We start from the raw sequence: 20478 nt of genomic DNA, 5'->3' as shown, positions 1-20478 counted from the left end.
TTTTTCACGACTTCACCGTAGCGGCATGCTAGGCTCTTCGCCCCATGTCCGTCCCCGACACCCCCGCCCCCCGCCACGTGCTGACCCCCAGCTCGCTCAACCGGCTGGTTCGCGACCTGCTGGGCGACGCGCTGCCGCAGGTGTGGATCGAAGGCGAGCTGTCCAACGTGGCGAAGCCGGCATCGGGCCACCTGTACTTCACCTTGAAGGACAGCGGCGCGCAGGTGCGCTGCGCAATGTTCAAGATGAAAGCCTCCGTGCTGCGCTTTCGCCCGGTCGACGGCATGCAGGTGCTGCTGCGCGCGAAGGTCGGCCTGTACGAACCACGCGGCGAGTTCCAGCTGGTCGCCGAATACATGGAACCGGCCGGCGAAGGCGCGTTGCAGCGCGAGTTCGAGCAGCTCAAGGCCCGGCTCGACGCCGAAGGCCTGTTCGACCCGGCGCGCAAGCGTGCCCTGCCCCGCTACGCGCGCCGGATCGGCGTGATCACCTCGGCCACCGGCGCGGCGATCCGCGACGTGCTGAGCGTGCTGTCACGGCGCTGGCCATTGGCTGATGTCGAGATCTTGCCGGTGCCGGTACAGGGCCGCGAGGCGCCGCCGGCGATCGTGGCGATGCTGCGCAAGGCATCGGCCAGCGCACGCTACGACGTGCTGCTGCTGACCCGCGGCGGCGGCTCCCTGGAAGACCTGTGGGCATTCAACGACGAAGCGGTGGCACGGGCGATCCACGCCAGCGCGGTGCCGGTGGTTTCCGCGGTGGGCCACGAGATCGATTTCAGCATCGCCGACTTCGTCGCCGACCTGCGCGCGCCCACGCCCTCGGCCGCCGCCGAACTGCTGGTGCCCGACGCGGTGGCGGTCGATCGCCACCTGCGGCAGCTGCAGCGGCGCCTGGCTACCCTGCAGCAACGACGCATGCAGGGGAACGCGCAACGCGTCGACCATCTGCTGGCGCGATTGCAGGCGCAGCGGCCGCAGGCGCGGCTGCAACGCGATCGCGAGCGGCTGGTCCATCTCCACCGTCGCCTCCTCGGGGCAATGCGCGAACAGCAGCAACGCCGCCAGTCGCAGCTCGACCGCGCTCGGTCCCGCTTGCTCGAGCAACACCCGCAGCAGCGGTTACCCCTGCTGCGCCATCGCCTCGGCGAACTCACCCAGCGCCTGCGCCACGCCATCGAGCGTCGTCTGGAACGCGACCGCCTCACCCTGCAGCAAGCCGCCCGCGCTCTGCATACGGTCAGCCCATTGGCCACGCTGGAACGCGGCTACGCCATTCTGTTCGACGAGGCCGGCAAGGTGCTGCGCTCGACGCAAGGTGTCGAGACGGGCACCGCGCTGCGCGCGCGCTTGGCCGATGGAGAGCTGGGGCTGCGGGTAGAGGAACGTGAGGCCGCGAAGCCTCGCGGGTAATCGCGCAGCAACCGACACCCGTGCCGCCCAGGCTCCTAGCCTGCAAACATTCTCTCGATGGCGGCGACCGCCGTAGCCAGGCCGTCTTCGCGGGCGATACGCCGACCAAGCTCGGCTGCACGCGCGGCGACGGTTTCCCCCGCGACAAAATCGAGGGCCGCGGCAAGAGCCCTGGAGTCCGGAGTTGCCGCCGGGAGTGCCGCCGGCGCCACGCCCAGCCGACGAAGGCGATCCGCCCAGAACGCCTGATCCCCGGCGAACGGCATGACGATGGAGGGTTTGCCTGCCCGCAGAGCCGAGTGGGTGGTTCCCGATCCGCCGTGGTGGATCACCGCAGCCATCCGTGGAAACAGCCAATCGTGCGGGGTGGCGTCGATGCACAGGACATTGTCCGGCAGACGCACGTCGCCCATCCCGTTCCACCCCGGCCAGAACACGGCACGTCGCCCGTCCAGCGCCGCGACCACCGCACCGAGCATGGCAGCCATGTCGATGCCGGTCATGCTGCCAAAGCCCACATAGACCGGCGCGGTGCCGGCGGCAAGGAACGTCGCCAGAGCCGGAGGTGGCGTGTAGCTTTCACCCATGGGCGGCAGCCACTGGCCACACAGCGTGGCATTCGCCGGCCAGTCCTTGGGCGATGGCAGCAGCGTCGGCGAGATGCCGTAGAGCATGGGCAGATCCTTCCACACGGTTTTCCGCGGCGGCAGGGCCAGCACCTCCGCCCGTGCACGGTTGAGCGCCTGCTTGAAAGCCAGCCAGAACAGCTTGTTGGTGAACGCGAGGCTGGCCCGGTTCAACCAGGCGGGGACCCAGGCCGGCGGCAAGAAGGGCGAAGCAAACTCGCGCGACGGCGTAAGGGGGATCATCCCCGCGATGACGGCGGGAACCTCGAGGCGCTCGGCCACCGAAAGCCCGACGAAGCCGGCCAGGCCCGACGTCACGATGGCATCGCAACCTTCCGCCGCGGCCAGCGTCTCCCGCATCCACGCAGCCGTGTGCTTGTTGGTCAATGCCACCATGGCCTTGGCCGTGCCGCGCGGCCCTTGTTGTCCCCAGTCGGCAAACAGCTCGCGGATGTCGCCGGAAAGCGGCGTGGCTGGAATCCCGAGCGCATTCGCCGTGCCCAGGGTTCGCGCGTCACCCAGCAGAACCACCTCATGGCCCGCTTTGCGCAGGGCATGACCCAGGGCGGCCAGCGGGCGCGTATCGCCCTCGGTGCCGCAGGTCAGAAGCACGAGCTTCATGTCACGCTCCCATGTAAAGTAAACGTCGTATACTTTACATGCCACCGAGTGTCTGAGCCATGCCCTCTTCCCGTCCGCGTCCCCGGCCATCGAGCCGGGCCGATTTGCCCGAACACATGGGCCTCGTTGCGCGCCAATTGTTCGCATCGCACGGCTATGCCCAGGTGACCATGGAGCAGGTCGCCGCCCAGGCCGGCGTATCCAAGCGCACCCTGTACAAATACTTTCCGGCCAAAGAAGCCCTGCTGGAACACACGCTGGAAGCTTCCCTCTCGAAAGACCTCGCAACACGCGACTTCAGCCTGCACGAGCGTGCCGGCTTCCGCGCCGGCGCCACGGCACTGCTGCACGAATCGGCGCACTGGTGCGAACAGCACGCCGATATCCTGTTGCCCTACATCCGCTACAAGTTCGCCAATTTCGACCCGGGCGCCAGGCCGAAGGAAGATCGCGGCCTGCTTCCACTCTGGGTGATGCTGATCGAAGCCGCCCAGGATCGCGGCGAGCTGGCGCCGCAGCATCGCTCCGAACAACTGGGCATCTATTTCCACTACCTCTACCTGGGTGCCTTGATGCGCTGGCTCAGCGAGCCGGGCCTCGACCTGCGGCAAGAGTTCGACATGGTGATCGGGCTGTTCATGGACGGGGCGGCGGCCGGCGCGAATTGATGTTCGGCAAGCTGGCGCATGGCCATGCAGCCTTGTGTCGCCGCGGGGAGAGCCTCGACATCATGCCCGTGTGGCCGTCGCGGCCAGCGCGAAACCAGGTTCACCCACTGGCAGACGACAGCAGCTCACGACCCCTGAACAACACCACGCCCTATCCTTGCCGGATCGCAACCGCAGGCAAGCGCCATGTTGAACAAGACCTACCCGTACTACCTTGCCAACCGGCCGCAGACGTCGAAGGCCATGCTCGACGTGCGCGACAAGTACAACGGCAAGCTCGCCACCCGCGTCGCGGTACCGGACGCGAAGGCCACCGAGCAGGCGATCGCCGCCGCGGTGAAGGCGGCCAGGCCCATGCGCGAGTTCAAGCCGTGGGCGCGCCAGGCCGTGCTGCAGCATTGCGCGCAGCGCTTCGCCGAGCGCCGCGACGAACTGGCCGAGGCGCTGTGCATCGAGGCCGGCAAGCCGATCAAGGATGCAGCCGGCGAGGTGACCCGGCTGATCGAGACCTTCCGCATCGCTGCCGAAGAAGCCGTGCGCATCAACGGCGAGACGATCAACCTGGAACTGGCCAGCCGTCTGGACGGCTATCACGGCTACACCAAACGCGTGCCGCTGGGGCCGGTGTCGTTCATCACGCCGTTCAACTTTCCGCTGAACCTGGTCGCGCACAAGGTGGCGCCGGCGATCGCCGCCGGCTGCCCGTTCGTGCTGAAACCGTCGGAGAAGACCCCGATCGGCGCGCTGATCATCGGCGAGGTGCTGGCCGAGACCGATCTGCCGAAGGGCGCGTTCTCGATCCTGCCGCTGGACGGCGACCATGCCGCACCGCTGGTCGAGGACGAGCGCTTCAAGCTGCTCTCGTTCACCGGCGGCCAGATCGGCTGGGCACTGAAGGCACGCGCCGGGCGCAAGAAGGTAGTGCTGGAACTGGGCGGCAATGCCGCCTGCATCGTCGACGCCGACCAGGGCGCGCAGCTCGATCGCGTGGTGGAGCGGCTGGTGTTTGGCGCGTTCTACCAGTCCGGGCAGAGCTGCATCGGCGTGCAGCGCATCTACGCCCACGCGGATGTCTACGACGCGCTGAAGCGCAAGCTGGTCGCCGCCACGAAGAAGCTCAAGGCCGGCGACCCGCGCGACAAGGAGGTATTCCTCGGCCCGATGATCGACGAGGCGGCCGCCGAACGCCTGCACGGCTGGATTCTGGAAGCGAAACAGGCCGGCGGCAGGATTCTCTGCGGCGGCAAACGCGAGGGCAACATGCTCGACGCCACGCTGATGGAGAACGTGCCCGCCGATGCCAAGGCGAACCGCATGGAAGCGTTCGGCCCGTTCGCGCTGCTCGCTCCGTTCGACAAGTTCGACCAGGCGATCGGCATGGTCAACGACTCGGACTACGGCCTGCAGGCCGGCGTCTTCACCAACGATCTGGACCACGCCATGCGTGCCTGGAACGAGCTTGAGCAAGGCGGCGTCATCATCAACGACATCCCCAGCTTCCGCGTCGACAACATGCCCTACGGCGGCGTCAAGCTGTCCGGCCTGGGTCGCGAAGGCCTGCGCTACGCGATCGAGGACATGACCGAGATCCGCCTGATGGTGATGCGCGAAGGCTGATCCATGCCGGACCCTGCGCCACACGAAGGTCGCCGCCCGCTGCACGGCCGCGACGGAAGCCGGCGGTCACCGCCCGCCCTACCGCAAGGGTTTCATGACCGGTGCGTTCCAGCCCATCGCGTTGTAGACGCGGTACCGCAGCACGCCCAGGTACTCATGCAGGGCCACGTCGGTCAGCACCAGGTTCTGCGCCGAGGGCCACAGGCCCAGGTTGGCGTGCAGGTAATCCGCGCGCACCGGGGTGGCTGCTATACCGAAATGGTCGAAGTACAGCACGCTGCGACGCAGGTGCCAGGCGGAGCTGACCAGCCACACCTTCGGCGCGTCGAGCCTGGCCAGCAGCGGGCGCGAGAACTGCGCGTTCTGCCAGGTGTTGTTGCTGCGGGATTCCAGGATCAGATCCTCGTCCGGCACACCGAGCCCGCGCAGCACGCGGGCGTAGGAGACGGCCAGCGGCGTTTCCATGCGTTCCGGGTCGCCGCCGCTGACCAGCAATTTGCAATCGGTCCCGGCCGCGTGGCAGGCGTGGTACAGCACGGCCGCTTCGGTGATCCGTCCGTACGCGCTGATGCTCGGTTCGACCTTGTCCTGCGGCACATGGATCGAACCGCCGGTCAGCAACACGATCGCGTTGTGCGGTGCCCATGCCAGCGTCGGACGCAGCGCATACGGCGCCTGCAGGCGTTGCAGCAACAGCCGGGGCAACACGCCACATCCGGCCAGCAGCAACAGCAGCACCGCCAGTAGCGCGGCGCCGCCGCCCAGCCGACGCCAGCGACGCCAGAGCGCCAGCCAGGCGAGCAGGATCAACGCAGCGATGAGCGAAAGCAGCATGGTCGGGCCGACAGCACGAAGGCTCGCAGGTTAACCGATGCGAGGCCGCACGCAAGGCGCGCTTTCGTGACGGCGACAACTGCGCGAGGATGATCGACGCGCGCGATCGGCGCGTGCCGCGCAGGCGTCGCCATGACCACCCTCGTCTTCGTCCACGGCTGGAGCGTCACCAGCACCGCCACCTACGGACAGATGCCGCAACGCCTCCAGCAACGTGCGGCCGCCAGCGGCCTGGCGATGACCCTGGCCGACATCTGGCTGTCCGAATACGTGAGCTTCGACGACGCGGTAACCATGGCCGACCTGGTGCGCGCCTTCGACCACGCCCTGCGCGACCTGCACCTGCAGGACGCAAGCTTCGCCTGCGTGACGCACTCCTTTGGCGGCCCGGTGGTGCGCGAGTGGTTGCGCGCGCAGCGCATGCAACCCGGACGCCACAGCACCATCCGCCTGACCCACTTGGTGATGCTGGCGCCGGCGAACTTCGGTTCCGCATTGGCACAGTTGGGCAAGGGCGTGCTCGGCAAGCTGAAGGCGTGGTGGCACGGCGTGGAACCGGGCCAGCGCCTGCTCGACTGGCTGACGCTGGGCAGCCCGGGCTCGCTCGCCCTCAACCTGGACACCATCCACGGCGTGGACCCCGCGACCACCGGCCTGTATCAATTCGTGCTGACCGGCGATCGCCCCGACCGCGCGCTGTACGACTACCTGGTGCCCTATACCGGCGAGGACGGCTCCGACGGCGTGGTGCGCATTGCCGCGGCCAATCTCAATGCGCGCCACGCGGTGCTGAGCCGGGAGGGCAAAAGCGATGTCGGCGGCATCGACGAGCTGGCGTTGAGGGTGACCCGCGGCCCGCGCTTCGCCTTCAAGATCGTGGCCGACGCCGCCCACTCGGGCAGCGAACACGGCATCCTGCGCGAGGCGGCGCCGACCACCGTGGCCGACATCCTGCGTTGCCTGCAGGTGCGCAGCAGCGGCGACTACGCCACCCTGGCCGACGCCTTTGACGCCGAGAACGCCGCACGCGACGCGCACCGGGTGGAACTGGAACCGGCCGACCCGTTCCCCGCCCGCGTGCACATCCACGACCCGCGCAGCCAGCTGATCGTGCGCATCAGCGACGACAGCGGCGAGGCGCTGGCCGGCGCCGGCTTCCTGCTCACCGCCGGGCCGCAGGCCAGCCCCGACCGGATGCCGCCGGGCTTCATGCTCGATCGCCAGGTCAACTCGCGCCATCGCGCCACCACCACGCTGTATCTCGACCACACGCTGCTCGCGGGCGCCGATCGCGTGAGTCATCCGGACAACTCGCGCAAGACACTGCGCCCCGCCATGCCCAGTCACCGGCCCTACGGTGCCAGCGTCACGCCGCAGGATCTCGGCGGCCTGGTGCATCACGCGCTGGCGCGCAGCATTGCCGCCGATGACCTGTTCGCCATCCTCGGCCCGCACCAGACCACCGTGCTGGACGTGGTGCTCTCGCGCAAAATCCACGCCGGCGTGTTCCGCCTCATCCGCGACCTGGAGCCGCAGGACTTCCGCCAGCCGTCGCCCGGCCCGGTGATCGGCCAGCGCCGCTGACCTGATCGCGCGCGGGACGTCACGATGCGCGCCGGAGCTCCAGCGCGCCGATCACCGTAGGAGCCCGCTCGCGGGCGATGCTCCTTAACCGGCCAAGACCTGGATTTCGTCACGTCACAAGAGCATCGCCCCCTGCGCCGCACGAAGACGCCGAGCGAACGCACCGGATTACGACTTCGAGACCAAGTCGAGCCAACTCTCCGACGACCGCAAGACCGCCACCGTGGAGATCACCAGCGCCATGCGCATCGGCGACATGACCCTCGCCCGCTCCCGCTCGGTGGAACACCTCATCCGCCGCCTGGGCCGCATCCGCAGCGTCAGCAGCGAAGAAACCGTGTGGGCGTACCAGCCGGAATAGGCCGAACGTCGGTGAGTACCACCGATGCCTCGATCTGTCGTTCCGATATGTTCCAGTAGGCCCGCAGCAGCTTCGGCGCCTGCGCCGTCGGCACCGGTTCGAAACCGTGCCGCTGATAGAAGCGGATCGCCCAGTCGGCCGCGGACCATGTGCCCACCAGCATGCGCCGCGCACTCTGGCGGCGCAGGTGCGTGATCAGCTCCCCGCCGATGCCGCGGCCCTGCTGGCCGGGCAGGACGTAGGCGTGGCGGATCAGGTCGACGTCTCGCACCGCCTGGACACCCATCACGCCGACCAGCGCGCCATCCATTTCATAACCCCGGAATTCGACCCCGGCGGCGATCTCGCCGTCGAGCTCCCGCAACGTCATGTATGGCTCGTGCCAGCAATCGTCGGGAATCACGCCCCGGTACGCCTCGGCAGCGGCCTGGATGATCGCAAGTATCGTCGCGCGCTCGTCGTCGCGACAGCGCCGGATGATCGCCGGCGCGACGCCTTCGGTGGTTGTCGGGGAAACTTCGCCTTGGTTGGGGTCGATGATGGCGTTCTGCATGTGCCGCACTCCTGTCGGTTGGACGGGTGCAAGCCTGACGACACCGACGTGGGCGGTCTTGGACAAAAGTGCGGGCGCGGAATCAACCGGCGGCGGCGTAGCGGCTCGGCGTAACGCCGAACTGCCGGGTGAAACAGCGGGTCAGGTGGCTCTGGTCGAAAAAGCCGGCAATCGCCGCCGCCTCGGCCAGCGCATGGCCGTTGCGAATGAGCCGGCGCGCCAGAGCGACCCGCCGCTGCAGGATGTAAGCATGCGGCGGCAGCCCCAGCTCGCGCGCAAAGCCCCGAAGCAACTGGTAGCGACTGAGCCCGGCCTCGTCGGCCAGGCTTGCCAGCATCAGCGGCGCGGCCGGGTCGTCATCGATCCTGTCGCGGACCTGGCGGATGGAAGCCACCGGCCCCGGCGACGCCATTCGGCCGCCCGCCGCATTGGCCTGCATGCCCGCAGCCAGGCGCAGGAGCGCCGTCTCGCAGGCCATCGCATTGCTCGATCCGCCCGCAGGCACATGGGTGAAGATGTCGTCGAAAAGCCGGCGCAATCGCTCGTCCTTGAATACCGGTGCGGCGAACGCCAGCGATATGTGGGCGCCATCGTGGATATCGTCCAGGACGTTGCCCAGCAGCTCGGGATCGACATACAACATCCGCCACGACCGCGGCTGTCCATGGATTGCGCGGCCGTCATGGACTTCGCCCGGGTTCACGAAAATCAGGCTGCCCGGCCCGGCTTCGACCTGACCCCGGCCGCTCGACGATGCATGTCCGCCGGTGTCGAGGACACCAATGCCGTACTGGTCGTGCGTGTGGCGCGGATAGCTGCGCGCCGTGGATGCCGTCATCGCGTCGATGCCGGCCAGAGGGAAACGGTGGTAGAGGATACGCTCGCTCATCCGCACTCCAGAGGGCTGCGGTGCCTCGGGCCATGGGAGCCAGCCCGGCGCCGGCTGGCAACGGTGCTCAGCCGTTGCCGCGCACCCGCACTGTCAACCCTTTCAGGAAATTGCGCAGCAGCTGATCGCCGCACAGCTTGAAGTTCTTGTGGTCGCTCTGGCGAAACAGTGCGCTGAGTTCCGGCTTGGAGACGGGGAAACCGGCGGACTCGAGGATCTGGTGCATGTCCACATCCTTGAGTTCGAACGCCACGCGCAGCTTCTTCAGTACCACGTTGTTGGTGACGCGCTTCTCCGGCGGGCGCAGCGGGCGGCTTTCGTCCTTGCCGCGGCGGTGGAACACCAGTCCGTCGAGAAACAGCGCCAGCAGCTTGGTGCTGCATTCGACGTAGCCGGGCTCGTCGTCCTTCTTCAGCATCGCCTGCACTTCTTCCTTCGTCACCGGCGCGGCGGCGTCGGCCAGGTGGATCAGCTCCACCACCTTGCCGTCGCTCAAGTCGAGCATGTAGCGGATGGAGCGCAGTACGTCGTTGTTGATCATGTCGTTCCGAAGGGGCGTGCGTAAGGCCGCCATGCTACCGCGACGGTCCGGCGAGTTTCAGTCGGCACATACTCAACCCCCTTTCCGTTCGCGCTGCGTTTCATCTTCCACACCCGGAGGAGAACCGACGCGATGAAAACGAATACCCTGTGGCGCAGCGTATTGATGGCCTTGCTGGTGATGCTTGCCGGCTGCGGCCACCGGCCAACCGCCGAGCCGGTCAAGACCGGCCATGCCGCCAGCGCCGCGGCAACGCAGAATGACCAGTCGGCCCGGACCACGCCGGCACCTTCCACCCGCCCGTTGCAGGAAACCGCACCCAGGGCGGCGAACGACACCACACTGCCCTCGCCGCCACGACTGCCACCGCCGCCGTATGTGCAACGCCGGGCAACCCCGCCTTCGCCTCCCGCACCGCCACCGATGGTCGCGGCGCCATTGGCAGCAGGCAAACGCATGGCCCCCGCCATGCCGACGATGGCGTCGATCATCATGTCCCCGAACCAGCCATTGCCCGGCGACATCAACACCGAAAACTACACCCACCGCGATGCCAATCCGGTGCAGCTGGTGAGCGAACACCCGGTGTCCACCTTCAGCATCGACGTCGACACCGGCGCGTACACCAACGTGCGGCGCATGTTGAATGCCGGCCGCCTGCCGCCAGCCGACGCAGTGCGTGCGGAGGAGTTCATCAACTACTTCGATTACCACTACGCACCGCCGGCGAATCGCGCGCGGCCGTTCAGCGTCATCACCGAACTGGCGCCGGCGCCGTGGAATGCGCAGCGACAACTGTTGCTGGTCGGCATCCAGGGTTATCGCGTGCCGAAGGCGCAGATCCCCGCCGCCAACCTGGTGTTCCTGATCGATACCTCCGGCTCGATGAACGAGCCGGACAAGCTGCCGCTGCTCAAGGCTTCGCTGAAACAGCTGGTGCGCGAACTGCGCAAGCAGGACCGGGTGGCGATCGTCACCTATGCCGGTTCCGCCGGCGTCGCCCTGCCTTCCACCGCCGGCGACCAGCACGCCACCATCGATGCCGCCATCGACAGCCTCGGCGCCGGCGGTTCCACCAATGGCGGGGCCGGCATCGAGTTGGCCTATGCGCAGGCCGGACAAGGCTTCATCAAGGACGGTGTAAACCGGGTAATACTGTGCACCGACGGTGATTTCAACGTGGGCACGGTCGACGAGGAAGCCCTGAAAACCACCATCGAGGACCATCGCAAGAGCGGCGTGGCGCTGACCACGCTGGGCTTCGGCGAAGGCAACTACAACGATGCGATGGCGGTGATGCTGGCCGACGTGGGCAATGGCAGCCACCACTACATCGACAACCTCGCCGAAGGCCGTCGCGTGCTGGTGGACGAGATGTCCGCGACGCTGCTGACCATCGCCAGGGACGTGAAGATCCAACTGGAGTTCAACCCCGCCCAGGTGCAGGAGTACCGCCTGATCGGCTACGAGAAGCGCCTGCTCAAGCGCGAGGATTTCAACAACGACCAGGTCGACGCCGGCGAGATCGGCGCCGGTGCCAACGTCACCGCGATCTACGAGATCACCCCGGCCGGCTCTGCCGGCGCGCGGATCGATCCGCTGCGCTACGGCGACCGCGCCGAGCCGCAAGGCCACGGCAATGAATTCGGCTTCCTGCGCCTGCGCTACAAGTTGCCGGGTCAGTCGGCGAGCCGCCTGATCGAACAGCCGATCGCCGCGCAGGCCGAGGCTGAAGCCAGCGAGCGGCTGCGCTGGGCCGCCGCGGTGGCCGCGTTTGCCGATGCCTTGCGCGGCGGCAAGTACCTCGACGGCTACGGCTACCGCCAGATCGCGCAGCTCGCCAACGGTGCCCGCGGCCAGGATGCCGACGGCTACCGCGCCGGCTTCGTGCAGTTGGTGAAGCTGGCCGAGGGCCTGGCCACGCCCGCCCCGGCCAACCCTGAAACTTTCCTGCGCTGAGCCATTCGGCCCCGCCGCGTCGACCGCCGTGACGACCGCAGCCTGCTCCCCCGCTGCCGCCTTCCCCCACGACGATCGCGCGGCGGCGCCGATACCCGTCGCGCCGGCGCCCCTGCACGGGTCGCCCGGACACCGCCGATTTGTCTTACCCTCGCACTCCATGGATGCCCCGGTCGACCCCGATGCGATGCTGATGCTGGCCTACGCGCGCGGCGATCTTGCCGCGTTCGAGGCGCTGTACGCGAAGCATCGCGGCGTGCTGTACCGGTTCCTGCTGCGCAGCCTGCGCGATCCCCAGCGCACCGACGAGCTGTTCCAGGAAACCTGGAGCCGGGTGATCGCCGCCCGCGCGCGCTACCAGCCGCAAGCGAAGTTCAGCACCTGGCTGCTGCAGATCGCGCACAACCTGCTGGTCGATGCGCTGCGCCGCCAGCGCCCCACCGCCGACGGTGAGGAAGCCGAACTGGCGCTGTCCCGCGTCGCCATCCCCGAACACGAGCAACCCGAGCACGCCTGGTCCGATTTCGAGCGCCGCCGCCATCTGCAGCGCGCGATCGAGCAGTTGCCCGACGAGCAACGCACCGCCATCCTGTTGCGGCTGGAGCAGGAGCTGAGCCTGGAGGAGATCGCCGAAGTGACCGGCAGCGGCCGCGAGACCGTGAAGTCGCGCCTGCGCTATGCCATGACCCGCCTACGTGAAGCGCTGTCCGAATGAGCACGCCCCTGCCACCGAACGATCCCGCCACCCCGGACGAGAAGCTGCCCGGCGAAGCCGAAGTGGCCGCGCTGTACCGGCATCTGCCGCGGCGCGAGCCCGGTCCGGAGCTGGACGCGGCCGTGCTGCATGCCGCGGCGCATGCGCTCGGCGTCGACCGGGCGCCGTTGCACGTCGAACGCCGCAAGAACCCGCGCGAGTCCGGCGACTGGGTACACCCCAAGCCGTTGTCGGCGATCAAGGCTCGCGCGATCCCGTCGGTCGACCCGGCCGCGCGCGCACGCCGTCGCCCCATGCCGCACTGGCTGGTGGCGCTGGGCAGCGCGGCCAGCCTGGTGCTGGTTGCCGGCCTGGCCTGGCACATGCGCTCGACGTCGCCGGCTTCGCCGCTGCCGACCGAAACGGCCGCGCCGGCGCAGGCCGTCACGCTGCCCACTGCCGGGCAAGCTGCCGATCGCGCCGCTGCCGCTGCGGCGCCGTCACCGCGCACGCAGGCAGCGGAAGCGGCCAGGCGCCAGTCGATGGCTGCAGGGAAACAAGCCGTCGCCCCTGCCGTCGTCGCGGAAAGGACGGCCCCACCGCCGCCGGTGACGCCGATGGCCAAGGCGTCATTGCAACCGCAGATGACCGCAGCCCCACCGTCACCACCGCCACCGCCGGTGCCGGCAATGCTCCAAACGCCCGCTCCCGCACCGGCAGCACCGCCCGCGCCGCCAGCGGACACCGTCGCGAAGGAAGCCGCACCAGTGACGGTTGGCGTCATCACCCCGGCCAAGGAGCTGGCGCGGATCGAGCAGCTGTTCGCGCAAGGCGAGGAGCACGAGGCACGGCAGCGCCTGCTCGATTTCCACCACGCCCACCCACAATGGCCGCTGCCGCCGGAGCTGCAGGCGAAACTGCCCAAACCGTGAGCGAACCGCTGTCCACCCTCGCCGCGCGTTGCCGCCACCAGCAGGAGATTCGCAAGAGCCGGTTCCTTGCGTTGGCCGCACCGGTGGGCTCGGGCGAACAGGCGCTGGCATTCCTGCGCGAAGTCGCCGACCCCGCTGCCACGCACAACTGCTGGGCATACCGCATCGGCCCGGACTACCGCTTCAACGACGACGGCGAACCCGGCGGCACCGCGGGCCGGCCGATCCTGCAGGCAATCGAAAGCCAGACCATGGACCGCGTGATGGTGGTGGTCACGCGCTGGTATGGCGGCATCAAGCTCGGCGCCGGCGGGCTCGCGCGCGCCTATGGCGGCACCGCCGCCGAATGCCTGCGCCTGGCCGAACGCGTGCCGATCGTGGCGATGGCGCGGTGTGGCCTGCGCGTGGAGTTCGCCGCACTCGCCCTGCTCAAGGCCCGCCTCAGGGACCTGCAGGCCGAGGTCGAGTCGGAACACTTCGACGCCGACGGCGTCACCCTGCAATTGGAACTGCCGGCAAGCCGCGCGGAGGAACTGACGCTGCTGGTACGCGACCTCACCCGCGGTCGCAGCGAAGCACGCCGGATCGACTGATCGACGCCACCTGCAGAGCCTGCTTGCGGGCGATGCCTTTGGGGCCTGGATTCGGGATTCGCGAGAGCAAAAGCATCGCCCGCGAGCGGGCTCCTGCACAAATCCAAGGCGGCACCGATTGAATCGGCTGGCTTGCGCCCCACCTCAGTGGCTGCGTGCCGCCGTGCACATCTCCCACCTCCTGCGAGTATCCATGAGCGACGCCACCGACACGCCCCGCCCGTCCCGCCGCCTCGGCGCGCTGCGCGGACTGTGGCCGTTCCTGAAACCGCACCGCGCGCTCGCCATCGGCTGGCTGGTGTTCCTGGGGTTGTCCTCGGGCGCGTCGCTGACCTTGCCGCTGGCGTTCCGCCACATCATCGACAAGGGCTTCGGCCACGCCAGCCAGACGGCGATCAACGAGACCTTCATCGCCTTGTTCGGCGTGGCGCTGGTCCTCGCCGTGGCCACGGCGGCGCGTTATTTCTGCATCACCCTGCTGGGCGAACGCGCGCTGGCTTCCCTGCGGCAGACGCTGTACGCCCAGGTGATCCGGCTGGACGTGGCGTTCTTCGAACGCAGCCGCGTCGGCGAATTGCTGTCGCGCCTCAGCGCCGACACCGAAGTGGTGCAGACGCTGATCGGCTCGGGCGTGTCGGTGGCGTTGCGCAGCGTGGTGATGCTGGTCGGCGCCAGCGCCATGATGGTATGGACCGCGCCCTCGCTGGCCGGACTCACCGCGCTGGTGATCCCCGCGGTGATGCTGCCGATTCTCGTCTTCGGCCGCCGCGTGCAGAAACTCTCGCGCGCCAGCCAGGATCGCCTCGCCGACGCCGCGGCGATCGCCAACGAAACCCTCAATGCGTCCACTGCGGTGAAGGCCTACGCGCGCGAGAACATCGAAAGCACCCGCTACAGCCACGCGATCCTGCGTGCACTGGCCACCGCGCGCCGACGCATCGGCATGCGCGCGCTGCTGACCATGGCGGTGATCGTGCTGGTGTTCGGCGCAATCACCCTGGTGCTGTGGGCCGGCGCGCGCCATGTGCTGACCGGCACGCTGGACCCCGGCGTGCTGGGCCAGTTCGTGCTCTACGCCGTGTTCGCCGCCGGCTCGGTCGCCGGGCTCTCCGAGGTCTGGGGCGACGTGCTGCGCGCGGCCGGCGCGATGGAGCGCCTGGGCGAGCTGCTCGACGAGCGTCCCGAAATCGTCGCACCGGCGCAGCCGCTCGCCCTGCCCAAGCCGCTCCGCGGCGCGCTGCGCTTCGACGGCGTCAGCTTCCACTACCCGAGCCGCCCCGACGCCCCCGCGCTGCACGACTTCACGCTGGACGTGCGCCCGGGCGAAACCGTCGCCCTGGTCGGCCCGTCCGGCGCCGGCAAGAGCACCGTGTTCTCGCTGCTGCTGCGCTTCTACGATCCGCAGTCCGGCCGCATCTGCATCGACGGCGTCGACCTGCGCGCGGTGACGCTGGACGACCTGCGCGGCGCGATCGCGCTGGTGCCGCAGGAGACCGTGATCTTCAGCGGCAGCGCCGCCGACAACATCCGCTTCGGCCGCGACGGCGCCAGCGACGAGGAAGTGCACGAGGCGGCCCGCGCTGCCGAGGCGCACGACTTCATCAGCGCCCTGCAGGACGGCTACCAGGCCGAGATGGGCGAACGCGGCGTGCGCCTCTCCGGCGGCCAGCGCCAGCGCATCGCAATCGCGCGCGCCATCCTGCGCGACGCCCCGCTGCTGCTGCTCGACGAAGCCACCTCGGCGCTGGATGCGCAATCCGAGGCGGCGATCCAGCAGGCACTGGAGCGCCTCGAAAAAGGCCGCACCACCCTCGTGATCGCCCACCGCCTCGCCACCGTGCAACGTGCCGACCGCATCGTGGTGCTCGACGGCGGCCGCATCGTGGCGCAAGGCACGCACGACAGTTTGCTGGCCGAAGGTGGCCTGTATGCCGAATTGGCACGGTTGCAGTTCGTGGCCTGATCCGTATCCCCCAATCCCGAATCCCGGCCTTCCATGCCTATCGTCCTCACTCCCTTCGCCCGCACCCGACTGTTCCCTCGCGATCGCCGCCGCAGCGCGATCCAGGATTGCACCGCCGAGGAGTTCGAGCAGCGCCTCAATGCCGAAGCGCCGTTGAAGGTGCTGGATGGCTACGCGCCGTTCTGCAAGCTGCACGTGCACCGCAACTGGACGTCCACGCGCTGCACCGCCACGCCGATCACCGAGGCCAACCGCCACCTGCTGCGTTCGGCCTACGAGGCGCGCAGCACCGACGAATTGCCGGTGCTGGTGCGCTGGTTCGAAGGCATCGACCCGCCGGTCGCCAACTATCTGCTGCCAATCCTCTACAGCCGCGAACAGCTGGCGAAGGAAGGTTCGCCGATCGACGCCGACTGGGGCGTGGTCGGCTGCCTCTACACGGCCGAGCCCGAAGAGATCCCGATGGTGCCGATCACCATGCTGCGCAATGCGCTGGGCGTGGAAGAAGGCGGCTCGGGCGTGCCACTGGATCGCGCGGCCTATCGGCGCGCCGTGGCGTTCTGGGAACGGCACGCGAACTGGCGCTGAGCAAAGCAAGCCACGAAGAGCGACCTCGCCCCGGCCCTCCCCTGCCATCGCAGGGGAGGGAGCATATGCGGATCAACTGGCCAGCGAGCTGTTGTCGATCACGAAGCGGTATTTCACGTCGCCCTTGACCATGCGGTCGTAGGCCTCGTCGATCTGCTGCGCGCCGATAATCTCGATGTCGGAGACGATGCCTTTGTCCGCGCAGAAATCCAGCATCTCCTGCGTCTCGGCGATGCCGCCGATCAGCGAGCCGGCGATCGCGCGACGCTTGAAGATCAGGTTGCCGATGTTCGGTGACGGATGCGGGTCCGACGGTACGCCGACCAGCACCATGGTGCCGTCGCGCTTGAGCAGACTGGTGTACGCATCCAGCGAATGGCTGGCGGCCACGGTGTTGAGGATGAAGTCGAAGCTGACTGCGTGCGCCTTCATCTCGTCGGCGTTGCGTGACACCACCACCTCGTTCGCACCCAGGTCCAGCGCCGCCTGGCGCTTGCTGTCCGAGGTGGTGAACGCCACCACGTGCGCGCCCATCGCGTGGGCAAGCTTCACGCCCATGTGTCCCAGCCCGCCGATGCCGACCACGCCGACCTTGCTGCCGGGGCCGACGTTCCAGTGCCGCAGCGGCGAGTACGTGGTGATGCCGGCGCACAGCAGCGGCGCGACCGCTGCCAACTGTTCTTCGGGATGGTGGATCCTCAGCACGAACTTCGCGTCGACCACGATGCGCTGCGAGTAGCCGCCCAGCGTGTGGCCGGGCGCGTCCTTCGTCGATCCGTTGTAGGTGCCGGTGAAGCCGTTCTCGCAGTACTGCTCAAGCCCTTCGTCGCAAGCGGCGCAATGCTGGCAGCTGTCGACCATGCAACCCACGCCGACCGTCTCGCCGACCTTGAAGCCGGTCACTTCGCTGCCCACCGCGCTGACGTGGCCGACGATTTCGTGGCCGGGTACGCAGGGAAACAGTGTGCCGCCCCACTCCGAGCGCACGGTGTGCAGGTCGGAATGGCAGACGCCGCAATAGGCGATCTCGATCTGCACATCCCGCGGGCCGGGTGCGCGGCGCTCGATGTCGATGGGTTGCAGGGGCTTGTCGGCGGCGTGCGCTCCGTAGGCTTTGGTGGTCATGGTATTTCCTTGGGGCTCGGGAATGATGGGGAATCGGAGGATCAGCCCTACACGATATTCCTCAACGGCCATCTTCTCCATCCGTCCGCCGCGAAAGCCGGCGCCAGGCGCCCTCCGGACCGGCATGGCACCGCCTATCGCCCCGATTGGAAAATCCGAATGGCTTGTTCACGCACCTGGAGGCACACTCGATGGACTTACCCCCCGGCTGGCCCTCATCGAAGGAGGCAATCCCCATGTCCCATGACCCGACCAAGCCCGGCAGCGGCTCCACCACCGGATCCGGTGCACCCGCCGTCAGCGACCGCAACTCGCTGACCATCGGCCCCAATGGCCCGATCCTGCTGCACGACGTTCACTTCCTCGAACAGATGGCGCACTTCAACCGGGAGAAGGTGCCCGAGCGCCAGCCGCACGCCAAGGGCGCCGGCGCGTTCGGCGTGCTGGAGATTTCCGAGGACCTCTCCCGCTACACGAAAGCGGCGCTGTTCCAGAAGGGCGCGAGCACCGAGATGCTGGCGCGCTTCTCCACCGTCGCCGGCGAATCGGGCAGCCCCGACACCTGGCGTGACGTGCGCGGCTTCTCGCTGAAGTTCTACACCGACGAAGGCAATTACAACCTGGTCGGCAACAACACGCCGGTGTTTTTCCTGCGCGATCCGATGAAGTTTCCGCACTTCATCCGCAGCCAGAAGCGCCTGCCGGATTCGGGCCTGCGCGACAACCACATGCAATGGGACTTCTGGACGTCCAACCCGGAAACCGCGCACCAGGTGACCTACGTGATGGGTGAGCGCGGCCTGCCGCGCACCTGGCGGCACATGAACGGCTACGGCTCGCACACCTACCTGTGGATCAACGCGGCGGGCGAGAAATTCTGGGTGAAGTACCACTTCCACACCCGCCAGGGCATGGCCTTCTTCAACAACGCCGAAGCCGCCGCGATGGCCGGCGAGAATGCCGATTTCCATCGCGCCGACCTGTTCAACGCGATCAAGCGCGGCGAGTATCCGGTGTGGGACCTGTCGGTGCAGGTGATGCCGTATGCGGAAGCGAAAGACTATCGCTTCAATCCGTTCGACCTCACCAAGGTTTGGTCGCACAAGGACTACCCGCTGATCAAGGTCGGCACGATGACCTTGAATCGCAATCCGGAAAACTTCTTCGCGCAGATCGAGCAGGCCGCGTTCTCGCCGGGCAACACCGTGCCGGGCATCGGCCTGTCGCCGGACAAGATGCTGCTCGGCCGCGCGTTCGCCTACGCCGATGCCCAGCGCAACCGCATCGGCACCAACTTCCACCAGCTGCCGGTGAACCAGCCCAAGGTGCCGGTGAACACGTACATGTTCGACGGCCAGATGGCCTACCACCACAGCGGCAACGCCCCGGTGCATGCACCCAACAGCGGCGGGCGCCCGTGGTCGGACGACACCGGCCCGGTCGAAAACGGCTGGGAAGCCGACGGCGAGATGGTACGCAGCGCATACACGCTGCACGCGGAGGACGACGACTTCGGCCAGGCCGGCACCCTGGTGCGCGAGGTGTGGAACGACGCCCAGCGCGCGCAGTTCGTCGATCAGGTCGCCGGCAGCCTGCTCGGCGGCGTGCGCAGCCCGGTGCTGGAACGCGCCTTTGCTTACTGGAAGAGCGTGGACGCGAAAATCGGCCAGCAGATCGAGGACAAGGTCCGTGCCGGCAGCGCATCGGAACCGGCCGAGGGCATGGGCGAAGGTTGATCGCCCTCACACCCTGTCGACTCCCGTCACACCCGTAGGAGCCCGCTCGCGCGCGATGCTCTTGTCGGATGTCGGGGTTCGACAGCCGCAAACCAAAACAGCATCGCCCGCGAGCGGGCTCCTACGGGCGACGGCTTCCCGGTGGCACTGTCTGCTGAACCAGCATTCATCACGTTCACGCAGCCATTTCACCGGCACTGCTTCCATCGGACTCCCCATGAGTCGGCGCCCGGCCAGTCCTGGCCGGCTGGCGACATCACCGAAGAAGGAGTCACTGATGACCAAGCACACACTTCCGCTGTTGATCGGCCTGTCCGTGTGCACGGCAGCCATGGCGCAGCAGGCGCCCGCCCCCGCGCAATCCGGCACCACCACGCAGATCGTCACCACGACCACTCACTGGGGCACGCAGCCGCCGGAAGGCGCGCTGACCGAGGACGCCATCAAGACCGCGATCGCCAATGCCGGCTACAAGGAGGTCAAGGGACTCAAGTTCGAGGACGGCGTGTGGCGCAGCCAGGCACGCGGCGGCAACGACCAGTGGGCGAAGATCACCGTGGGACCGGTCAGCGGCAAGGTCTACGTCACCGACGCCCCGTCCAGGCTGAACAAGGACGAAATCAAGGCCAAGCTCACCGCCGCCGGCTACGAGAAGATCCACGACGTGGAATACGAGCACGGCCTGTGGAGCGCCGAAGCCGACACCGCCCGCGGCACCGATGTCGAACTGCTGGTCGACCCCGACGACGGCAGCGTGGTGGCCAAGTCGCGCGACTGACATGGCGTTTGCCGACACTGAAAACCCGATGCCTTGATGGCATCGGGCTTTTCATTTCAGGGGCGGCTCAATCGAAATGCTCCATGTCTTCCGGCAAGCCCAGTCAGGAATGCTGACGCCCTTCGTAGACCGATACCTGCGGCGGCGGAAAACTCGGGTCGGCGCCATTCAGCCAATTGCGCACAGGCCTACTAAGGTATAATGGTCGCCGTGAAGTCCGCCAAGCCGACCATCCCCAACAAGAAGCCGCTCCGCGCCGCCAAAGCGCCCAGCCAGCGGGCCATCGTCCGTGCAGTGGCCAGTTCCACCGCTATCGAAACCGGCAAGAGCATCCGCCAGGTCGAAGAGTCCTTGCTCGGCAAGAACCCCAAGCTTCGCGGAATCGCACTGGCAAGCTGACTCCT

20 protein-coding genes are annotated in these 20478 nt (G+C 67.9%); 13 read left to right on the top strand and 7 right to left on the bottom strand.

From position 1 onward, the window contains the following. Positions 1–44: 44 nt before the first annotated feature. Positions 45–1412 carry an exodeoxyribonuclease VII large subunit gene (xseA, locus tag ACVCMG_RS01540; RefSeq protein WP_447114727.1) on the top strand — a complete coding sequence of 456 codons (1368 nt, stop codon included), beginning with the start codon at positions 45–47 and terminating at the stop codon, positions 1410–1412. Positions 1413–1447: 35 nt separating this feature from the next. On the opposite strand, the gene ACVCMG_RS01535 is transcribed toward xseA, so the two are convergent. Continuing rightward, positions 1448–2659 (bottom strand): glycosyltransferase, encoded by a 1212-nt coding sequence (locus ACVCMG_RS01535; protein ID WP_447114726.1) that lies wholly within the window; start codon positions 2657–2659, stop codon positions 1448–1450. Positions 2660–2775: 116 nt separating this feature from the next. Between ACVCMG_RS01535 and ACVCMG_RS01530 the strand changes: the two genes are divergently transcribed. After that, positions 2776–3327, top strand: a complete 552-nt coding sequence (locus tag ACVCMG_RS01530; protein WP_447106182.1) for a TetR/AcrR family transcriptional regulator — start codon at positions 2776–2778, stop codon at positions 3325–3327. Positions 3328–3513: 186 nt separating this feature from the next. After that, on the top strand, positions 3514–4944 hold the full coding sequence (locus ACVCMG_RS01525) for an aldehyde dehydrogenase family protein (protein ID WP_447114725.1): 1431 nt from the start codon (positions 3514–3516) through the stop codon (positions 4942–4944). A gap of 78 nt (positions 4945–5022) precedes the next feature. Here the strand turns inward: ACVCMG_RS01525 and ACVCMG_RS01520 are convergent, their stop codons facing one another. Continuing rightward, the gene (locus ACVCMG_RS01520; protein WP_447106184.1) at positions 5023–5778 is read right to left on the bottom strand and encodes a YdcF family protein; all 756 of its coding nucleotides are present in this window, start codon (positions 5776–5778) and stop codon (positions 5023–5025) included. A gap of 132 nt (positions 5779–5910) precedes the next feature. Here ACVCMG_RS01520 and ACVCMG_RS01515 point away from each other — a divergent pair, with 132 nt between their 5' ends. After that, on the top strand, positions 5911–7362 hold the full coding sequence (locus ACVCMG_RS01515) for a phospholipase (RefSeq protein ID WP_447114724.1): 1452 nt from the start codon (positions 5911–5913) through the stop codon (positions 7360–7362). Positions 7363–7682: 320 nt separating this feature from the next. Here ACVCMG_RS01515 and ACVCMG_RS01510 read toward each other — a convergent pair whose 3' ends face one another. The 4 genes from ACVCMG_RS01510 to ACVCMG_RS01495 all read right to left on the bottom strand — a co-directional run bounded on the left by ACVCMG_RS01510 (position 7683) and on the right by ACVCMG_RS01495 (position 10197). Next, positions 7683–8276, bottom strand: coding sequence for a GNAT family N-acetyltransferase (locus tag ACVCMG_RS01510; RefSeq protein WP_447114723.1), 594 nt, complete (start codon positions 8274–8276; stop codon positions 7683–7685). A gap of 82 nt (positions 8277–8358) precedes the next feature. Then, positions 8359–9165, bottom strand: coding sequence for an AraC family transcriptional regulator (locus tag ACVCMG_RS01505; RefSeq protein ID WP_395118771.1), 807 nt, complete (start codon positions 9163–9165; stop codon positions 8359–8361). A gap of 67 nt (positions 9166–9232) precedes the next feature. After that, a complete protein-coding gene (locus ACVCMG_RS01500; RefSeq protein WP_447114722.1) occupies positions 9233–9706 on the bottom strand; it encodes a DUF1456 family protein in 474 nt (157 codons plus the stop codon). Continuing rightward, positions 9703–10197, bottom strand: a complete 495-nt coding sequence (locus ACVCMG_RS01495) for a hypothetical protein (protein ID WP_447114721.1) — start codon at positions 10195–10197, stop codon at positions 9703–9705. Before ACVCMG_RS01495 ends, ACVCMG_RS01500 begins: the two co-directional genes overlap by 4 nt. Position 10198: 1 nt before the next feature. Between ACVCMG_RS01495 and ACVCMG_RS01490 the strand changes: the two genes are divergently transcribed. The 6 genes from ACVCMG_RS01490 (at position 10199) to ACVCMG_RS01465 (ending at position 16435) form a co-directional block, all read left to right on the top strand. Beyond that, a complete protein-coding gene (locus ACVCMG_RS01490) occupies positions 10199–11665 on the top strand; it encodes a vWA domain-containing protein (RefSeq protein ID WP_447114720.1) in 1467 nt (488 codons plus the stop codon). 160 nt (positions 11666–11825) lie between these two features. Beyond that, a complete protein-coding gene (locus ACVCMG_RS01485) occupies positions 11826–12380 on the top strand; it encodes an RNA polymerase sigma factor (RefSeq protein WP_395118779.1) in 555 nt (184 codons plus the stop codon). After that, positions 12377–13291, top strand: a complete 915-nt coding sequence (locus ACVCMG_RS01480) for a hypothetical protein (RefSeq protein WP_447114719.1) — start codon at positions 12377–12379, stop codon at positions 13289–13291. Before ACVCMG_RS01485 ends, ACVCMG_RS01480 begins: the two co-directional genes overlap by 4 nt. Beyond that, complete coding sequence (locus tag ACVCMG_RS01475; protein WP_447114718.1) at positions 13288–13884, top strand: IMPACT family protein; 597 nt, start codon at positions 13288–13290, stop codon at positions 13882–13884. Before ACVCMG_RS01480 ends, ACVCMG_RS01475 begins: the two co-directional genes overlap by 4 nt. Before the next feature lie 193 nt (positions 13885–14077). Then, positions 14078–15847, top strand: coding sequence for an ABC transporter transmembrane domain-containing protein (locus ACVCMG_RS01470; protein WP_447114717.1), 1770 nt, complete (start codon positions 14078–14080; stop codon positions 15845–15847). Positions 15848–15880: 33 nt separating this feature from the next. Continuing rightward, entirely contained in the window at positions 15881–16435 is a 555-nt protein-coding gene (locus tag ACVCMG_RS01465; protein ID WP_447114716.1) for a DUF3228 family protein, read from the top strand. Between the two features lie 72 nt (positions 16436–16507). On the opposite strand, the gene ACVCMG_RS01460 is transcribed toward ACVCMG_RS01465, so the two are convergent. Then, positions 16508–17560, bottom strand: a complete 1053-nt coding sequence (locus tag ACVCMG_RS01460) for an NAD(P)-dependent alcohol dehydrogenase (RefSeq protein WP_447114715.1) — start codon at positions 17558–17560, stop codon at positions 16508–16510. A 236-nt stretch (positions 17561–17796) separates the two neighbouring features. Here ACVCMG_RS01460 and ACVCMG_RS01455 point away from each other — a divergent pair, with 236 nt between their 5' ends. The 3 genes from ACVCMG_RS01455 (at position 17797) to ACVCMG_RS01445 (ending at position 20473) form a co-directional block, all read left to right on the top strand. Continuing rightward, positions 17797–19296: a catalase gene (locus tag ACVCMG_RS01455; RefSeq protein ID WP_447114714.1), complete on the top strand. Its 1500-nt coding sequence runs from the start codon at positions 17797–17799 to the stop codon at positions 19294–19296. Positions 19297–19573: 277 nt separating this feature from the next. Next, positions 19574–20074 carry a PepSY domain-containing protein gene (locus ACVCMG_RS01450; RefSeq protein ID WP_395118793.1) on the top strand — a complete coding sequence of 167 codons (501 nt, stop codon included), beginning with the start codon at positions 19574–19576 and terminating at the stop codon, positions 20072–20074. 210 nt (positions 20075–20284) lie between these two features. Then, positions 20285–20473 (top strand): hypothetical protein, encoded by a 189-nt coding sequence (locus tag ACVCMG_RS01445; protein WP_395136023.1) that lies wholly within the window; start codon positions 20285–20287, stop codon positions 20471–20473. Positions 20474–20478: the final 5 nt, after the last annotated feature.

The organism is Rhodanobacter sp. UC4451_H18 (assembly GCF_052978225.1).
The sequence above is the reverse complement of the archived record's forward strand: the minus strand, read 5'-3'. Positions and strand labels throughout refer to the sequence as shown.

What these genes read in the sequence shown, in the direction of transcription:
- xseA (WP_447114727.1), top strand. Translation starts at nt 45, where the DNA reads ATGTCCGTCCCCGACACCCCCGCCCCCCGCCACGTGCTGACCCCCAGC.
- ACVCMG_RS01535 (WP_447114726.1), bottom strand. Translation starts at nt 2,659, where the DNA reads ATGAAGCTCGTGCTTCTGACCTGCGGCACCGAGGGCGATACGCGCCCG.
- ACVCMG_RS01530 (WP_447106182.1), top strand. Translation starts at nt 2,776, where the DNA reads ATGGGCCTCGTTGCGCGCCAATTGTTCGCATCGCACGGCTATGCCCAG.
- ACVCMG_RS01525 (WP_447114725.1), top strand. Translation starts at nt 3,514, where the DNA reads ATGTTGAACAAGACCTACCCGTACTACCTTGCCAACCGGCCGCAGACG.
- ACVCMG_RS01520 (WP_447106184.1), bottom strand. Translation starts at nt 5,778, where the DNA reads ATGCTGCTTTCGCTCATCGCTGCGTTGATCCTGCTCGCCTGGCTGGCG.
- ACVCMG_RS01515 (WP_447114724.1), top strand. Translation starts at nt 5,911, where the DNA reads ATGACCACCCTCGTCTTCGTCCACGGCTGGAGCGTCACCAGCACCGCC.
- ACVCMG_RS01510 (WP_447114723.1), bottom strand. Translation starts at nt 8,276, where the DNA reads ATGCAGAACGCCATCATCGACCCCAACCAAGGCGAAGTTTCCCCGACA.
- ACVCMG_RS01505 (WP_395118771.1), bottom strand. Translation starts at nt 9,165, where the DNA reads ATGAGCGAGCGTATCCTCTACCACCGTTTCCCTCTGGCCGGCATCGAC.
- ACVCMG_RS01500 (WP_447114722.1), bottom strand. Translation starts at nt 9,706, where the DNA reads ATGATCAACAACGACGTACTGCGCTCCATCCGCTACATGCTCGACTTG.
- ACVCMG_RS01495 (WP_447114721.1), bottom strand. Translation starts at nt 10,197, where the DNA reads ATGATCGACGCCATCGTCGGCATGGCGGGGGCCATGCGTTTGCCTGCT.
- ACVCMG_RS01490 (WP_447114720.1), top strand. Translation starts at nt 10,199, where the DNA reads ATGTCCCCGAACCAGCCATTGCCCGGCGACATCAACACCGAAAACTAC.
- ACVCMG_RS01485 (WP_395118779.1), top strand. Translation starts at nt 11,826, where the DNA reads ATGGATGCCCCGGTCGACCCCGATGCGATGCTGATGCTGGCCTACGCG.
- ACVCMG_RS01480 (WP_447114719.1), top strand. Translation starts at nt 12,377, where the DNA reads ATGAGCACGCCCCTGCCACCGAACGATCCCGCCACCCCGGACGAGAAG.
- ACVCMG_RS01470 (WP_447114717.1), top strand. Translation starts at nt 14,078, where the DNA reads ATGAGCGACGCCACCGACACGCCCCGCCCGTCCCGCCGCCTCGGCGCG.
- ACVCMG_RS01465 (WP_447114716.1), top strand. Translation starts at nt 15,881, where the DNA reads ATGCCTATCGTCCTCACTCCCTTCGCCCGCACCCGACTGTTCCCTCGC.
- ACVCMG_RS01460 (WP_447114715.1), bottom strand. Translation starts at nt 17,560, where the DNA reads ATGACCACCAAAGCCTACGGAGCGCACGCCGCCGACAAGCCCCTGCAA.
- ACVCMG_RS01455 (WP_447114714.1), top strand. Translation starts at nt 17,797, where the DNA reads ATGTCCCATGACCCGACCAAGCCCGGCAGCGGCTCCACCACCGGATCC.
- ACVCMG_RS01450 (WP_395118793.1), top strand. Translation starts at nt 19,574, where the DNA reads ATGACCAAGCACACACTTCCGCTGTTGATCGGCCTGTCCGTGTGCACG.